Origin of the sequence: Bradyrhizobium daqingense (assembly GCF_021044685.1) — a bacterium.
GTDB lineage: Bacteria > Pseudomonadota > Alphaproteobacteria > Rhizobiales > Xanthobacteraceae > Bradyrhizobium > Bradyrhizobium daqingense.
Genome location: NZ_CP088014.1, coordinates 6,450,703 through 6,465,798, shown reverse-complemented (window position 1 = coordinate 6,465,798; position 15,096 = coordinate 6,450,703). Strand labels below are relative to the sequence as shown.

Sequence of the window (15,096 nt, the reverse complement as noted above, 5' to 3'; positions counted from 1 at the left end):
CTCCTCGCTGTTTAAATGAGACGATAGGTAACGCTACAGTACGTAGCATACAATTAGTCATTTGAGGAAGTGCTGAAGCGGACACGAACAAGTCGTCCGGTGAGCCTCCCCGACGGTCATTCCGGCAGCCATAGCTGAAATCAGGGCCTCGCAGGTTCAACTTAGGGCACCCCGGGATCAACGACGGCAGTACAGATCGCAAAGAACATATTGCGAACCTAGAACAAATGGGGTACATTGATTTTATCGACGACCCGCCGCCCCAATCGTTTGTCCCGCACCCGAATCCTCGCCATAAGGAGCACGACCAATGTCCGCCACTGCCCTGCGTATCGTCGAAGGATCTTCCATGGACAAGAGTAAAGCCCTGGCTGCCGCGCTCTCTCAGATCGAGCGCCAGTTCGGCAAGGGCTCGGTGATGAAGCTCGGCAAGAACGACCGCTCCATGGATATCGAGGCGGTGTCCTCGGGTTCGCTCGGTCTCGATATCGCGCTCGGCATCGGCGGCCTGCCCAAGGGGCGAATCGTCGAGATCTACGGGCCGGAATCATCGGGCAAGACGACGCTGGCGCTGCATACGGTTGCGGAAGCGCAGAAGAAGGGCGGCATCTGCGCCTTCATCGACGCCGAGCACGCGCTCGATCCGGTCTATGCCCGCAAGCTCGGCGTCAACATCGACGAGCTCCTGATCTCGCAGCCGGACACCGGCGAGCAGGCGCTGGAGATCTGCGACACGCTGGTGCGCTCGGGTGCGGTGGATGTGCTGGTGGTCGATTCGGTTGCGGCCCTGGTGCCGAAGGCCGAGCTCGAAGGCGAGATGGGCGACGCACTTCCGGGTCTTCAGGCGCGCTTGATGAGCCAGGCGCTGCGCAAGCTGACCGCGTCCATCAACAAGTCCAACACCATGGTGATCTTCATCAACCAGATCCGCATGAAGATCGGTGTGATGTACGGCTCGCCCGAGACCACGACCGGCGGCAACGCGCTGAAGTTCTACGCTTCCGTCCGCCTCGACATCCGCCGCATCGGCGCGATCAAGGAGCGCGACGAAGTCGTCGGCAACACCACGCGCGTGAAGGTGGTCAAGAACAAGCTGGCGCCGCCCTTCAAGCAGGTCGAGTTCGACATCATGTACGGCGAGGGCGTCTCCAAGATGGGTGAGATCCTCGATCTCGGCGTCAAGGCGGGCATCGTCGAGAAGTCCGGCGCCTGGTTCTCCTATGACAGCCAGCGCCTCGGCCAGGGCCGCGAGAATTCGAAAGCGTTCCTGAAGGCCAACCCCGACATCACCGCCAAGATCGAGACCTCGATCCGCCAGAACTCCGGCCTGATCTCCGAGCAGATCCTGGCCGGCACGCCCGAGAGCGACGCCGACGGCGAGGAGCCCGCGGACGAGTAAGGCTTCAACAGTAGAGTTTTTCGCGAGGAGCGGGCGCTGAGGACGTTGAGTTGCCGACGTCGTCGGTGCCCGTTTCGTTTTGATCGCTGAGCGAGGCGGATGATTCCGGTGAAGCGCCTGATTCTGACAACAGATTCGTCCGCTGCCGGCGCCTTGCAACGCGCTGGGCTCGCCGATCTCGTCATCGCCATCGAGCATCGGCTTGTTTGGGGGCCGTTGCCGTCCGAGGAGGAGCTGGAGGCATTCTTGCGCCGCGTACGATGCAGCCTCGAGGCCTTCATTGGCTGGACGACACGCCGTCATGGCGTCTCGAAGAGTCGAGATTGAAAGACCGCGGACTGATCGAGCTGCTGTCGGAATGTGACTTAGCTGAACTGTGGATCGACCCCCAAGCCAAATGCGCAGCTGATGCTGCTCTGGCTGCTCGACCATTGCGGCAGCGAGAGAGCAGCAGTCTCCAAAATCGTGATACGCCAGCTGGACATGGCCGTTGGTGGTGTCGAGCCGGAGCGATTTGCCGAGCTGAACCCGCCGATCGTTAAGCCCACGCAAGAACACGTCGAACTGGCCGCTCGCGCGTGGGGGGCCTATCGTGCGTCCACGCCGCAGGCTTGGTTCGACCTTCTCAAATCGGATTTGAGTTTGCTTCCGCAGCTTGAACGGTGTGCCGTCGGCCTGCTCGATGAGCTTCCGAGCAGGACTACCGGTCTTGCAGCGACTGAGACGCGAATGCTCGAGTTGATCTCACCAGGGAATGTGCAGCCCTTTGACGTCTTCCCCGGTCGAGAGAAGCGCAACGAGCGGCGCGTGTACGATTATTGGGAAGTCGGAACCCTGCTCGATGGGCTCGCGCGATGTCCAGTACCGGCCGTAGCCGGGCTGGAGGAGGGGCCATTCACGCTCGACATGCAGCTCGCCGTTTCGCGCAATACAAGCGGTCCCGCTTGTCGCTCACCGATTTCGGGACGGCGGCGCTGGCGGGAGAAGAGGACTTCCGGCGCCATAATACGATTCGCCGCTGTTGGGGTGGCACGCTTCTCACCAGCGAACGGCTTTGGCGATGGGACGCCGAGAGCCGCGCGTTGATCGCGCCTAAGTGAGGCGTACGCATGCTCTCAGCCTTCCTGTATTGCGTATCAATTTTGAGAGGCGACCGTGTCCCGTTTGATCTTAGCCACGAACCATCTTGACGAAGACGTACTTCGCCAGTCGCGCCAAGCGAATGTCGTGCTTGGGTTCTATCCACGCTTCGTGCGGAGGAAATTGCCTTCCGAGGAACAGCTTCTGATGGGATTGGAGCGCCGATCGGCAAAGCATGGCAATTCCGGCGATCATTGGCTCGATGACGCTTGTCGTGGCTCGCTCGAGGGGTTCGGAACGCGTGATATCGGTTTCTTCGAGCTATGTTCGAAGTTCGACTCAATCGAAATATGGGTCGATCCTCGACCAAACGATCAGCTTGTGCTGGTCTGGCTGCTGGACTTGCTTCGCCCCTACAAGGAGATTACGACGAAGCTCAGTCTGGTGCACACGGATGACCATGTTGCGTACTACTCTCCCGAATCTGTCGCAAAATGGAAGCTGCCGGCCTTCAAGGTGACCGAAAATCATTTGGTCTTGGCACGCCGCGCCTGGCAAGCCTATCGGGCTGAAACGCCACAGCCATGTTTCGATCTTCTGATGACGGATCTGACGATCCTGCCGAGACTTCGGCCGGCGCTCATCGCGTTGCTCGAAGAGCTTCCGGACAACGTGACGGGCCTAGGTGCCAGCGAAATGGATATTCTGGACTTTGTGAACGATGGGCATACCGACCCAAGGCGTGTCACCGAGGCGTATCGGATGCGCGATGTGTTCGACGAAGACGACGCGCGCGAAGCCTTGCTCGAACTGGGGGCATATTCGGCGCCGCCGATCTTGTTAGGCGATCCGGCGTTCAACAATGAGGATCGCTACTTCGGCAGGAGCGAGTGGAAGGTCACGCTAACTGAACTCGGGCGTTCACTTCTCGCCGGCGAAGACGACATGTGGCGCCACAACCGGATCGAGCGTGGGTGGGGCGGGACCGAACTCACGAACGAACGGCTGTGGCGGTGGGACCGTGAAAGCCGGTCGTTGGTTGCGCCCTAGAGCATATTCGGTTCTGATTGAATCAGAACCGAAGCTCTAGATTCTTGTTTTGACGCGTTTTCTTCACGCGAACCGGTGTCCACTTCGCTCGAAAACGCTCTAGAGACGCATTCGGTGCCGTAGGCTGGGCAAAGACGCAAAAGCGCCGTGCCGCGATCTTTCCTGATCGAGACAGGCGGTGGGCACGCTTGCGCTTTGCCCACCCCACGAGACCTCCGTCGCGTCCTACTCCGCGGCTTCTGCGTAATCGCTCACCGGCGGGCAGGAGCACACGAGATTACGGTCGCCGTAGACGTTGTCGACGCGCCCCACCGGGCTCCAATATTTGTCGGTGCGCGAGGTGCCCGCGGGGAAGCAGCCTTCGCTGCGGGTGTAGGCGCGATTCCAGTCGTCGTCGGCGATGTCGTGCACGGTGTGCGGGGCGTGGCGCAAAGGCGAGGCCTCGATCTTGAAGCGGCCGGCCTCGACCTCGGCGATTTCCTTCCGGATCGCGATCATGGCATCGCAGAAACGGTCGAGCTCGGCCTTGGATTCCGATTCGGTCGGCTCGATCATCAGCGTGCCCGGCACCGGGAAGCTCATGGTCGGCGCGTGGAAGCCGTAATCGATCAGTCGCTTGGCGATGTCGTCCACCGTGACGCCTGATGTCGTCTTCAGCGGCCTGGGATCGACGATGCACTCATGAGCGACGCGGCCTTTGGCGTTCTTGTAGAGCACCGGGAAGTGCGGATCGAGGCGCGCCGCGATGTAGTTGGCGTTGAGGATCGCGATCTCGGTCGCACGCTTCAAGCCTTCGCCGCCCATCATCAGAATGTAGACGTAGGAGATGGTCAGGATCGAGGCCGAGCCGAACGGCGCCGCCGACACCGGGCCGACCGGAGCATCCGCTTGCGTCGTCGGATGGCCCGGCAGGAACGGCGCGAGATGCGCCTTGACGCCGATCGGGCCCATGCCGGGGCCGCCGCCGCCATGCGGGATGCAGAAGGTCTTGTGCAGGTTGAGATGGCTGACGTCGGCGCCGTAATCGCCGGGGCGCGACAGGCCGACCTGCGCGTTGAGGTTGGCGCCGTCGAGATACACCTGGCCGCCATGGCCGTGCACGATGTCGCAGATCTCGCGGATGTGCTCCTCGAACACGCCATGGGTCGAGGGATAGGTGATCATGACCGCGGCGAGATCATTCGAATGCTTCTCCGCCTTGGCGCGGAGATCATTGACGTCGACGTCGCCGTTCTTCTCGCAGGCGACCACCACCACGTGCATGCCCACCATCGCAGCCGAAGCCGGGTTGGTGCCGTGGGCGGAGGAAGGGATCAGGCAGATCTTGCGGTGGCTCTCGCCGCGCGCGGCGTGATAGCCGCGGATGGCCAGCAGCCCGGCATATTCGCCTTGCGCGCCGGAATTCGGCTGCAGCGAGATCGCGTCATAGCCGGTGATGTCGCACAGCCACTTCTCCAGGCGCGCGAACAGCGCGTGATAGCCGGCGGCCTGCTCGCGCGGCACGAACGGGTGCAGCGAACCGAATTCCGGCCAGGTCAACGGCATCATCTCCGTGGTCGCATTCAGCTTCATGGTGCAGGAGCCGAGCGGAATCATCGCGCGGTCCAGCGCGAGGTCGCGGTCGCTGAGCTTGCGCATGTAGCGCAGCATCTCGGTCTCCGAGCGATGCGCGTGGAACACGGGATGGGTGAGGAAGGAGGTCGCGCGCTTCAACCCGTCGGGCAGCGCCTCGCGCGTCTCCGCATCGATCTCGGCATAAGCGAGCGTGCCGCCGAAGGCGCGCCAGACCGCTTCCAGCGTCGCCGGCGTCGTGGTCTCGTCGAGCGCGATGCGAAGCGCCGTGTCGCTGACGCCGAGATTGATCTTCTCCGCCAGGGCGCGCGCGATGATCTCGGCGCGCTGGGTGCCGGCATCGACGCTGAGCGTGTCGAAGAAGCTGTCCGACTGCAGCGTGAAGCCGAGCTTGCGCAGGCCGGTCGCGAGCACGGCGGTGCGGCGGTACACGTTGCGCGCGATCTGCGTCAGGCCTTCGGGGCCGTGATAGACCGCATACATCGAGGCGATCACGGCGAGCAGCACCTGCGCGGTGCAGATGTTGGAGGTCGCCTTCTCGCGGCGGATGTGCTGCTCGCGCGTCTGCAGCGCCAGGCGATAGGCGGGGGCGCCGCGGGAATCCACGGAGAGGCCGACGATGCGGCCGGGGAGGGAGCGCTTCAGCGCATCGCGCACCGACATATAGGCCGCGTGCGGTCCGCCATAACCCATCGGCACGCCAAAGCGCTGCGCCGAGCCGATCGCGATGTCGGCACCGAGCTCGCCGGGCGAAGCGAGCAGCGTCAATGCAAGCAGGTCGGCGGCAACGATCGCGAGCGCGCCCTTGGCCTTCAGCACCGCGATCGCAGGCCTGAGGTCGCGGACCGCGCCGGAAGAACCCGGATATTGCAGCAGTGCGCCGAGCACGTCGGCGTTGTCGAGATCGGTGAGGGGATCGCCGACGATCAGCTCCCAGCCCAACGGCTCGGCGCGGGTGCGCATCACAGCCAGCGTCTGCGGATGCACGTCCTTGTCGACGAAGAAGGCCTTTGCTTCGACCTTCGAATGCCGCTCGGCCAGCGCCATGGCTTCGGCCGCGGCGGTGGCCTCGTCCAGCAGCGAGGCGTTGGCGACGTCGAGCCCGGTGAGGTCGCAGATCATGGTCTGGAAGTTGAGCAGCGCTTCCAGCCGGCCCTGGCTGATCTCGGGCTGGTAGGGCGTGTAAGCCGTGTACCAGGCCGGGTTCTCCAAAATGTTGCGCTGGATCACCGCGGGAAGGATGGTGCCGGAATAGCCTTGGCCGATCAGCGAGGTGAAGACCTGGTTCTGACGCCCGAGCTCGGTCATGTGCGCGATCGCCTCGGTCTCGCTGAGCGGCTTGCCGAGATCGAGCGGGGCGGCCTGCCGGATCGAAGCCGGCAGCGTCTCCGCCATCAGCGCATCGACGCTTTTGGCGCTGACGGTCTCGAGCATGGCGGTGACATCGCGCGCCGACGGGCCGATGTGGCGACGAGCAAAATTGGCGGCGGTGTCGCCATTGGTCTTGCGGTGCGCGGTCATCGCTTGCTCCATCGTCTTCAAGCCGTGTGGGTCTTGTAGGCGGCTTCATCCATGAGGCCGCCGAGCTCGCTCTTGTCGGCCATCTTGATCTTGAAGAACCAGGCCTTGCCTTGTGCGTCGGAGTTCACCAGCGCCGGTTCGGCGGCGAGCTCGGCGTTGGTCTCGAGCACTTCACCGGTCACAGGGGCGTAGACGTCGGAGGCGGCCTTGACGGATTCGACCACCGCTGCGGCTTCCGCCTTCTTCAGCGAGCGGCCGACCTTCGGCAACTCGATGAAGACGACGTCGCCAAGCTGCTGCTGCGCGTAGTCGGTGATACCGACGGTGGCGACGTCGCCGTCGATGGCGAGCCATTCATGGTCGGAAGTATACAGCGTCGTGGTCATCATCGATCCTCAGCGTTTGTAGGTGTTTTTCACGAAAGGCATGGCGGCGACGGCGAGCGGCAGCCGCTGGCCGCGCACTTCGGCGAAGAGCTTCGTGCCGAGCGCGCTCAGGCTCACAGGCACATAGCCCATCGCCACCGGCGCGTTCAGGCTCGGACCGAAGCCGCCCGATGTAACCTGTCCGATCGCCTCGCCGCCGGCGTCACTCGCAAACAGCGGCGCGCCCTCGCGCACCGGCGCGCGGCCTTGGGCAAGCAGACCGACGCGGCGGCGGCTCGCGCCCTGATCGAAATGGGCGAGGATCTTGTCCGCACCGGGGAAGCCGCCGGCGCGCGCGCCGCCGCTGCGGCGGCTCTTCTGCACCGACCATTCCAACGCGGCCTCGACCGGGGTCGTCGCGGTGTCAATGTCGTGGCCGTAGAGGCAGAGCCCGGCTTCCAGCCGGAGGCTGTCGCGGGCGCCCAGGCCGATCGGCAGCACATCGGGGTTTTCAAGTAGCATTTTGGCAAGACGCTCGGAATCCGCAGCGGGAACGGAGATCTCGAAACCGTCTTCGCCGGTGTAGCCGGAGCGCGAGACGAAGCATTTGATGCCGGCAACCTCGTGCGGGCCCGCGTCCATGAACTTCATGGCGGGCGCCGCTGCACAGAGTTTCGCCAGTGCCGATTCTGCCTTTGGGCCCTGGAGTGCGATCAGCGCGCGGTCCGCGAGCTGTTCGATGACGCAATCGCCGGACAGATGCGCGCGCAGATGCGCCTCGTCCGCCTCCTTGCAGGCGGCGTTGACGACCAGGAACAGGTGATCGCCGAAATTGGCGACCATGAGATCATCGAGGATGCCGCCATCTTCATTGGTGAACTGAGCGTAGCGCTGGCGCCCCGGCGCGATCGCCACGATATCCTGCGGCACCAGCCGCTCCATCGCGCGGGCGGCGTCCTCGACCTTGCCCGACTTGGCCCGAAGCGCGAGCTGGCCCATGTGGGAGACGTCGAACAGGCCGGCGGAAGTGCGGGTATGGAGGTGCTCTTTCAGCACGCCCGCGGGGTATTGCACGGGCATGTCATAGCCCGCGAACGGCACCATCTTGCCGCCCAGAGCGACATGAAGCCCGTGAAGGGGCGTACGTTTCAGGGAGTTTTGGTCGGCTGCAAGCATCTACGGGGGCCCTCGGCGGTTCCCCGGGGAGGATTCCCCGAGACAACCCATCGAAGCCCCATCTGTCGCTGTGCCTGAGAGTATTATCCCGTCGGCGGGCGCAATCCGGACCTTAAGCCCGTCGGCGCCTCTTTCCAGATGCTGTCAAAGCCACGCGGTCCTTTTGCCTGAGAGTTTCCGGGGCGGTTGCTCCTTCGGCGCCGGCTGCCTAAAGCCGGACTCTCCCGACGTGGCCGTACGATACAGATGGGTACAGACCACAGGGTAGCCAAGCCTGTCAACGCGACCGCTTGGCCTTTCAACCGGGTTTGCAACGGGGATTGCGCGGCTGCAGCAACCCTCTGATCTCTCTGCACAGTTTCTGGACAGCGAAGCTGGCCTTGTCTAAAAGCGCTTTGGCCCGCAGATATCAGCCTTAACGTCCGGTTTTTATGGCGACAATAGTGGGTCCAAGCACACCCGATTGGAAGAACATGAGCGGCGTCAACGAGATCAGGTCGACCTTTCTGAACTTCTTTGCCGAGAACGGCCACGAGATCGTGGCGTCCTCGCCATTGGTGCCGCGCAACGATCCGACGTTGATGTTCACCAATGCCGGCATGGTGCAGTTCAAGAATGTCTTTACCGGCGTCGAGAAGCGGCCCTATCAGCGCGCCACCACGTCGCAGAAATGCGTGCGCGCCGGCGGCAAGCACAACGACCTCGACAATGTCGGCTACACCGCGCGCCATCTCACCTTCTTTGAGATGCTCGGCAATTTCTCGTTCGGCGATTACTTCAAGGAGCGCGCGATCGAGCTCGCCTGGAAGCTGATCACCAGCGAGTTCGGGCTGAAGAAGGACAAGCTGCTCGTCACCGTCTACCACACCGACGACGAGGCGGCGGGCCTGTGGAAGAAGATCGCCGGCTTCTCCGACGACCGCATCATCCGCATCCCGACCGCGGACAATTTCTGGGCGATGGGCGACACCGGCCCGTGCGGGCCGTGCTCGGAGATCTTCATCGACCGCGGCGAGCACATCTGGGGCGGACCTCCCGGTTCGCCCGAGGAGGACGGCGACCGCTTCCTCGAATTCTGGAATCTCGTGTTCATGCAGTTCGAGCAGGTGACGAAGGAGGAGCGCCAGCCGCTGCCGCGTCCCTCGATCGACACCGGCATGGGCCTGGAGCGCATGGCCTGCATCCTCCAGGGCGTCGAGAGCGTGTTCGAGACCGACCTGTTCAAGAACCTGATCGATGCCGCCGCGTCGGCGCTCGGCACCGGGCCGAACGAGCAGACCGTGGCCTCGTTCCGCGTCATCGCCGACCATCTGCGCTCCTCGGCCTTCCTCGTCTCCGACGGCGTGCTGCCCTCGAACGAGGGCCGCGGCTATGTGCTGCGCCGGATCATGCGCCGCGCGATGCGCCATGCGCAGCTGCTCGGCGCCAAGGAGCCGCTGATGCATCGGTTGGTCTGGGCGCTGGTGCGCGAGATGGGCCAGGCCTATCCCGAGCTGATGCGCGCGGAGAAGCTGATCGAGGAAACGCTGCGGCTGGAAGAGACCCGCTTCCGCAAGACTCTTTCGCGCGGCCTGGCGATCCTGGATGAGAAGAGCGCTGGCCTGAAGAGGGGCGACATGTTCGACGGCGACGTCGCCTTCACGCTCTACGACACCTACGGCTTCCCGCTGGATCTGACGCAGGACGCGCTGAAGTCGCGCGGCATCGGCGTCGACCAGGCCGCGTTCACCGACGCGATGGAGCGCCAGAAGGTGAAGGCGCGCGAATCCTGGAAGGGCTCGGGTGAAGCTGCGTCCGAGGCGATTTGGTTCCCGCTGCGCGAGAAGCTGGGGGCGACCGAATTTTTGGGCTACGAGACCGAGAGCGCCGAGGGCGTGGTTGCGGCGCTGGTCAAGGACGGCCAGGAAGTCGCCAGCCTCAAGGCCGGCGACACGGGCTCGATCGTGCTGAACCAGACGCCGTTCTATGCGGAATCGGGCGGCCAGGTCGGCGATACCGGCGTGCTCTCGGGCGAGGGCGGCATCAAGATCCGCATCACCGACACGCAGAAGAAGCTCGGCGATCTCTTCGTGCATATCGGCACGGTCGAGAGCGGTGAGGTCAAGCTCGGCACCGCGCTGCAGCTCGAGGTCGATCACGGCCGGCGGTCCTCGATCCGCGCGCACCACTCGGCGACGCACCTCATCCACGAGGCGCTGCGCCAGGTGCTCGGCGACCACATCGCCCAGCGCGGCTCGATGGTCGCGCCGGACCGTCTGCGCTTCGACTTCGTGCATCCCAAGCCGATCAGCGCGGACGAGCTGTCCCGCATCGAGGACATCGCCAACGACGTGGTGCTGGAGAACGACGAGGTCACGACCCGCGTCATGGGCGTCGACGAGGCCCGCGAGGCCGGGGCGCGCGCCCTGTTCGGCGAGAAATATGGCGACGAGGTCCGCGTCGTCTCGATGGGCCGGACCGCGCGCGAGCGCGGTGCCAACGCGCTCGGCTGGTCGGTCGAGCTCTGCGGCGGCACCCATGTGCGGCGCACCGGCGACATCGGCCTGATCACGCTGACCAGCGAGAGCGCGGTCGCCTCGGGCGTGCGCCGCATCGAGGCGCTGACCGGCAATTATGCGCGCAAGCATGCCAACGACACCATCGCGCTGGCGAAGACCGCGGCCAACGAGCTGCGCACCTCGCTCGACGACGTGCCGGCGCGCATCGCCGCGCTGATGGAGGAGCGCAAGAAGCTCGAGCGTGAGCTCTCCGACGCCCGCAAGAAGCTGGCGATGGGCGGCGGCGCATCCGCGAGCAACGGCGCGGCCGCAGGCGTGCGCGAGGTCGGCGACGTCAAGCTGATGGCGCGCGCGGTCGAGGGCATCGAGATGAAGGATCTCAAGAGCCTCGCCGACGACGGCAAGAAGCAGATCGGCTCCGGCGTCGTCGCCATCGTCGGCGTCACCGAAGACGGCAAGGCCGGTGTCGTGGTCGGCGTCACGCCTGATCTCACCGCGCGCTTCAACGCCGTGAATCTGGTGCGCATCGCCTCCGAAGCGCTGGGCGGCAAGGGCGGCGGCGGCCGGCCAGACATGGCCCAGGCCGGCGGCCCCGAGGGCGCCAAGGCGTCCGAGGCGCTGGCAGCGATCGAAAAAGCGATGGCCGGCGCTTAAGGCTCGATGTCACCCGAAGGGCTGAGCGCTTAGCCCTTCTTCAGGAAGACATAGTCGGCGGAGTAGGGCGCGCTCCTGAACTCGCCGGCCTTGTCGCAGGCGCCATCGAGCTTGCCGCCCTGGGTGTTGATGCGCTGGACCGTGTTGACTGATGTGAGCACGCCGCTGCCGCGGTGCGCGGTGACGTCCAGCTTCAGCCAGGGAATGTCGGCGGCCGTTGCGCCCGGCGCATTGCCGACCGCCTTGCCGGCCACCGCGCTGCCGTCGGCGTGCTCCCAGTTCGGGCCGGCATAGTGGCGGCCGATGGTCTTGCCGTCGGAAAGAAGCGTCGCGATCGGCTCGCGGAAAATCCAGGCGCGCTTGCCGTCAGCGGCGGCCTTGCACTCGTAGACCTGCGCGCCTTCGGCGTGGACAGTCAGCACGACGGTTTCGCCCGGTGCGGCAATGGCCTCGGGAAGCGGCTCGGCAGCGAGTGCGGGGGCGCCGGTCAGAGCGAAGGCCGCGAATGCAAAGCTCTTGAATGATGGCATGCACGGTCCTCGGGCAGCGATCTCGTCATTGCGAGGAGCCCTTGCGACGAAGCAATCCAGTATCTCTCCGCGGAGACAGTCTGGATTGCTTCGCTGCGCTCGCAATGACGGGTGGGGCAGGTAGCTTACGCCGCCAGCTCCTTGGTCAGGTTTTCGGCGACCTTGTCGAGGAAGCCGGTGGTCGAGAGCCAGCGCTGGTCGGCGCCGACCAGGAGCGCGAGATCCTTGGTCATGTAGCCGGCCTCGACGGTGTCGACGCAGACCTTCTCCAGCGTGTTGGCGAACTTGGCGAGCTCGGGGTTGTTGTCGAGCTTGGCGCGATGCGACAGGCCGCGGGTCCAGGCGAAGATCGACGCGATCGAGTTGGTCGAGGTCTCCTTGCCCTTCTGGTGCTCGCGGTAGTGTCGGGTCACCGTGCCGTGCGCGGCTTCCGCCTCCACGGTCTTGCCGTCGGGGGTGAGCAGCACCGAGGTCATCAGGCCGAGCGAGCCGTAGCCCTGCGCGACCGTGTCGGACTGCACGTCGCCGTCGTAGTTCTTACAGGCCCAGACATAGCCGCCCGACCATTTCAGCGCCGAGGCCACCATGTCGTCGATCAGGCGGTGCTCGTAGGTCAGGCCCTTGGCGTCGAACTCCTTCTTGAACTCCTTGTCGAAGATCTCCTGGAAGATGTCCTTGAAGCGGCCGTCGTAGACCTTGAGGATGGTGTTCTTGGTCGACAGGTACACGGGATAACCGCGCAGCAGGCCGTAGTTGAAGGAGGCGCGGGCGAAGTCGATGATGGAATCGTCGAGATTGTACATCTCCATGGCGACGCCGGCGCCGGGTGCCTTGAACACTTCCTTCTCGATCACGGTGCCGTCCTCGCCGACGAACTTCAGCGAGAGCGTGCCCTTGCCCGGGAACTTGATGTCGGTGGCGCGGTACTGGTCGCCATAGGCATGGCGGCCGATGATGATCGGCTTGGTCCAGCCGGGAACGAGGCGCGGCACGTTCTTGCAGATGATCGGCTCGCGGAAGATCACGCCGCCGAGGATGTTGCGGATGGTGCCGTTCGGCGACTTCCACATCTGCTTGAGGTTGAACTCCTTCACCCGGGCTTCATCGGGGGTGATGGTGGCGCACTTGACGCCGACGCCGACCTTCTTGATCGCCTCGGCCGCGTCGATCGTGACCTGATCGTTGGTGTGGTCGCGGTATTCCATGCCCAGGTCGAAATAGAGCAGCTCGACATCCAGGAACGGGTTGATCAGCTTGTCCTTGATGTACTGCCAGATGATCCGGGTCATCTCGTCGCCATCGAGCTCGACGACGGGATTGGATACCTTGATTTTTGCCATGATCGGGGAAGCCTCTTTCGAACGGCGCTTTTAGCACGCCACGGGAATATCCGCCGCCTCTTAGCACCGCCGCGCGGCCGGCGAAAGCCAAGGGATTATGCACTTTTAGCTCATCCAGCTTCCGCAGACGGGGAGCGGCCGGACGGCCCTCGGCGGGGCCTGAGGTCGCGTTCCCGGCGAGATTCAAAAGCCGAATCCAAGTCGTTATTTCTCTTGAGAATTTCGTCAGGACAGGCAAACGACAGGCGAGCGGGGAGAAGCCGGCCGGAACGGCGGCTTGAATCGATTCCTGAGGCGCATCGGCCAAGGCCTTGAGAGACAGTGTGAAAGCGAAGCGAGATGTCGGGGACTGACAAGAGCAAGGCGGGGCTTTCCGTCGACGGTCCCATCGTGATCCTGGTCGAGCCGCAGCTCGGGGAAAACATCGGCATGGCCGCGCGCGCCATGGGCAACTTTGCCCTGAGCCGATTGCGCATCGTCAATCCCCGCGACGGCTGGCCCAATATCGCGGCCCAGCGGGCCGCGGCCGGCGCCGACCACATTCTGGAAAAGGTCGAATTGTTCGACACGGTGGAGCAGGCGGTTGCCGATCTCGACCTGCTGTTCGCCACCACCGCGCGCCCCCATGACCAGGCCAAGCCGGTGGTCGGGCCGGAGGCGGCCGCAGCCGAGATCGCCGGACATGTCGCGACCGGCGGCAAGGCAGGTATCCTGTTCGGCCGCGAGCGCTGGGGCCTGACCAACGAGGAGGTCGGGCTCTCCAACCGCATCATTACGTTCCCGGTCAATCCGGGCTTCGCCTCGCTCAACCTCGCCCAGGCCGTGCTGCTCGTCGGCTATGAATGGTTCAAGCGGGCCACCTCGGGCGAGCTGCCGCACGCCATGCCGGAAAGATCCGAGCGCGCCTCGCAGCACCAGATGCAGGCCTTCTTCGACAATCTCGTGCGCGAGCTCGACAAGGTCGAGTTCCTGCGTCCGGCCGAGAAGCGCGACACCATGCTGGTGAATCTGCGCAACATCTTCACCCGGATGGAGCCGACCAAGCAGGACATGCACACGCTGCACGGGGTGGTAATGGCAATCGCCGAAGGGCGCAAGGGCCCGGCCAAGGGCGGCGTGCTCGACGGCGAGCAGGCCACGCGCCTGCGCGCGCTCTTGGCCGAGCACGGGCAGGGCGGCGGCGTGCCCGACAGCGGCTCGACCGTGCGGGGCCTTGCCCGCCTGCTCCGCCGCAACCCCACCGACGCCGAGCGCCTGCTGTGGCATGCCCTGACCCGCGACCGTCGTTTCGCAGGCGGGTTCAAGCGGCAGACGCCGGTCGGCCGGCACATCCCGGACTTCGTCTCCTTCCCGCACCGGATCGCGATCGAGCTGGTCAATCCGGGTGAGGGCGAGGCGATCGCGGCAGACCGCGCCTCGCGGCGCGCCTGGCTGGAGGCCCGGGATTATCGCGTGCTCGACATCCGCGCGGCGGACGTGGAGCGCGATCTCGAGGCGGAGCTGGTGCGGCTGCAGGGGATGGTGGAGCAGGGCGCGTAGGTTTTGTCACGCGCCGCTGTCGTAGGGTGGGCACGGCGCTGCGCGCCTTTGCCCAGTGTACGGCATCAAGTTGTGATCCAATTCGACAATCATTATTGATTGCATTAGGAAGCTTGGGTCTTTTCACTTGCACGTCGTCCGCACGTTGGGTCCGAGCATGCCGAAAACTCGCATCATGTATATCGAGGATAAATCCAGTTCGCTGAACGGACTGGCGCGGATTGGCCGCGTCACTTTCTCCAAGACGGGCAAGTCTATCAGCTATGGCGGACGCACGTTTCAAAGTCTGAAAGGTAGCGGCTTCAAGGCAAACTATTTTGACGTTGAAACCGGAGAATGATTCTGGATTTCAGGCCCTCGAAAGGATGGAAA

General features: G+C 64.4%; 12 protein-coding genes and 1 riboswitch. Of the genes, 7 read left to right on the top strand and 5 right to left on the bottom strand.

Features of this window, described 5'->3' with window-relative positions:
- Positions 1 to 310: 310 nt before the first annotated feature.
- The 4 genes from recA (at position 311) to LPJ38_RS30925 (ending at position 3,529) form a co-directional block, all read left to right on the top strand.
- Positions 311 to 1,399 (top strand): recombinase RecA, encoded by a 1,089-nt coding sequence (gene recA, locus LPJ38_RS30940; RefSeq protein WP_018316624.1) that lies wholly within the window; start codon positions 311 to 313, stop codon positions 1,397 to 1,399.
- Between the two features lie 99 nt (positions 1,400 to 1,498).
- Positions 1,499 to 1,726: a hypothetical protein gene (locus tag LPJ38_RS30935; protein ID WP_231088456.1), complete on the top strand. Its 228-nt coding sequence runs from the start codon at positions 1,499 to 1,501 to the stop codon at positions 1,724 to 1,726.
- An 81-nt stretch (positions 1,727 to 1,807) separates the two neighbouring features.
- Complete coding sequence (locus tag LPJ38_RS30930) at positions 1,808 to 2,485, top strand: hypothetical protein (RefSeq protein WP_231088455.1); 678 nt, start codon at positions 1,808 to 1,810, stop codon at positions 2,483 to 2,485.
- 69 nt (positions 2,486 to 2,554) lie between these two features.
- A complete protein-coding gene (locus LPJ38_RS30925) occupies positions 2,555 to 3,529 on the top strand; it encodes a hypothetical protein (RefSeq protein WP_231088454.1) in 975 nt (324 codons plus the stop codon).
- A gap of 225 nt (positions 3,530 to 3,754) precedes the next feature.
- Here the strand turns inward: LPJ38_RS30925 and gcvP are convergent, their stop codons facing one another.
- From gcvP to gcvT, 3 genes are read right to left on the bottom strand one after another with little or no spacing between them, the layout of a single operon-like run.
- Positions 3,755 to 6,622, bottom strand: a complete 2,868-nt coding sequence (gene gcvP, locus LPJ38_RS30920; RefSeq protein ID WP_145628640.1) for an aminomethyl-transferring glycine dehydrogenase — start codon at positions 6,620 to 6,622, stop codon at positions 3,755 to 3,757.
- A 17-nt stretch (positions 6,623 to 6,639) separates the two neighbouring features.
- Positions 6,640 to 7,008 carry a glycine cleavage system protein GcvH gene (gcvH, locus tag LPJ38_RS30915; protein ID WP_145628638.1) on the bottom strand — a complete coding sequence of 123 codons (369 nt, stop codon included), beginning with the start codon at positions 7,006 to 7,008 and terminating at the stop codon, positions 6,640 to 6,642.
- A gap of 9 nt (positions 7,009 to 7,017) precedes the next feature.
- Positions 7,018 to 8,163 carry a glycine cleavage system aminomethyltransferase GcvT gene (gene gcvT, locus LPJ38_RS30910; RefSeq protein WP_145628634.1) on the bottom strand — a complete coding sequence of 382 codons (1,146 nt, stop codon included), beginning with the start codon at positions 8,161 to 8,163 and terminating at the stop codon, positions 7,018 to 7,020.
- 146 nt (positions 8,164 to 8,309) lie between these two features.
- Positions 8,310 to 8,400, bottom strand: a riboswitch (glycine riboswitch).
- Positions 8,401 to 8,636: 236 nt separating this feature from the next.
- Here gcvT and alaS point away from each other — a divergent pair.
- A complete protein-coding gene (gene alaS, locus LPJ38_RS30905; protein ID WP_145628631.1) occupies positions 8,637 to 11,315 on the top strand; it encodes an alanine--tRNA ligase in 2,679 nt (892 codons plus the stop codon).
- 29 nt (positions 11,316 to 11,344) lie between these two features.
- On the opposite strand, the gene LPJ38_RS30900 is transcribed toward alaS, so the two are convergent.
- Complete coding sequence (locus tag LPJ38_RS30900) at positions 11,345 to 11,845, bottom strand: DUF3455 domain-containing protein (RefSeq protein WP_145628629.1); 501 nt, start codon at positions 11,843 to 11,845, stop codon at positions 11,345 to 11,347.
- A gap of 125 nt (positions 11,846 to 11,970) precedes the next feature.
- Positions 11,971 to 13,185: an NADP-dependent isocitrate dehydrogenase gene (locus LPJ38_RS30895; protein ID WP_008564136.1), complete on the bottom strand. Its 1,215-nt coding sequence runs from the start codon at positions 13,183 to 13,185 to the stop codon at positions 11,971 to 11,973.
- A gap of 339 nt (positions 13,186 to 13,524) precedes the next feature.
- On the opposite strand from LPJ38_RS30895, the gene LPJ38_RS30890 reads away from it, so the two are divergent.
- Positions 13,525 to 14,724, top strand: coding sequence for a TrmJ/YjtD family RNA methyltransferase (locus LPJ38_RS30890; protein WP_145628625.1), 1,200 nt, complete (start codon positions 13,525 to 13,527; stop codon positions 14,722 to 14,724).
- Positions 14,725 to 14,899: 175 nt separating this feature from the next.
- The gene (locus LPJ38_RS30885; RefSeq protein ID WP_208750485.1) at positions 14,900 to 15,064 is read left to right on the top strand and encodes a hypothetical protein; all 165 of its coding nucleotides are present in this window, start codon (positions 14,900 to 14,902) and stop codon (positions 15,062 to 15,064) included.
- Positions 15,065 to 15,096 lie beyond the last annotated feature (32 nt).

Excerpts from the sequence above, each read along its gene's own strand:
- recA (WP_018316624.1), top strand. The coding sequence starts at position 311 with ATGTCCGCCACTGCCCTGCGTATCGTCGAAGGATCTTCCATGGACAAG.
- LPJ38_RS30935 (WP_231088456.1), top strand. The coding sequence starts at position 1,499 with ATGATTCCGGTGAAGCGCCTGATTCTGACAACAGATTCGTCCGCTGCC.
- LPJ38_RS30930 (WP_231088455.1), top strand. The coding sequence starts at position 1,808 with ATGCTGCTCTGGCTGCTCGACCATTGCGGCAGCGAGAGAGCAGCAGTC.
- gcvP (WP_145628640.1), bottom strand. The coding sequence starts at position 6,622 with ATGACCGCGCACCGCAAGACCAATGGCGACACCGCCGCCAATTTTGCT.
- gcvH (WP_145628638.1), bottom strand. The coding sequence starts at position 7,008 with ATGACCACGACGCTGTATACTTCCGACCATGAATGGCTCGCCATCGAC.
- gcvT (WP_145628634.1), bottom strand. The coding sequence starts at position 8,163 with ATGCTTGCAGCCGACCAAAACTCCCTGAAACGTACGCCCCTTCACGGG.
- alaS (WP_145628631.1), top strand. The coding sequence starts at position 8,637 with ATGAGCGGCGTCAACGAGATCAGGTCGACCTTTCTGAACTTCTTTGCC.
- LPJ38_RS30900 (WP_145628629.1), bottom strand. The coding sequence starts at position 11,845 with ATGCCATCATTCAAGAGCTTTGCATTCGCGGCCTTCGCTCTGACCGGC.
- LPJ38_RS30895 (WP_008564136.1), bottom strand. The coding sequence starts at position 13,185 with ATGGCAAAAATCAAGGTATCCAATCCCGTCGTCGAGCTCGATGGCGAC.
- LPJ38_RS30890 (WP_145628625.1), top strand. The coding sequence starts at position 13,525 with ATGTCGGGGACTGACAAGAGCAAGGCGGGGCTTTCCGTCGACGGTCCC.
- LPJ38_RS30885 (WP_208750485.1), top strand. The coding sequence starts at position 14,900 with ATGTATATCGAGGATAAATCCAGTTCGCTGAACGGACTGGCGCGGATT.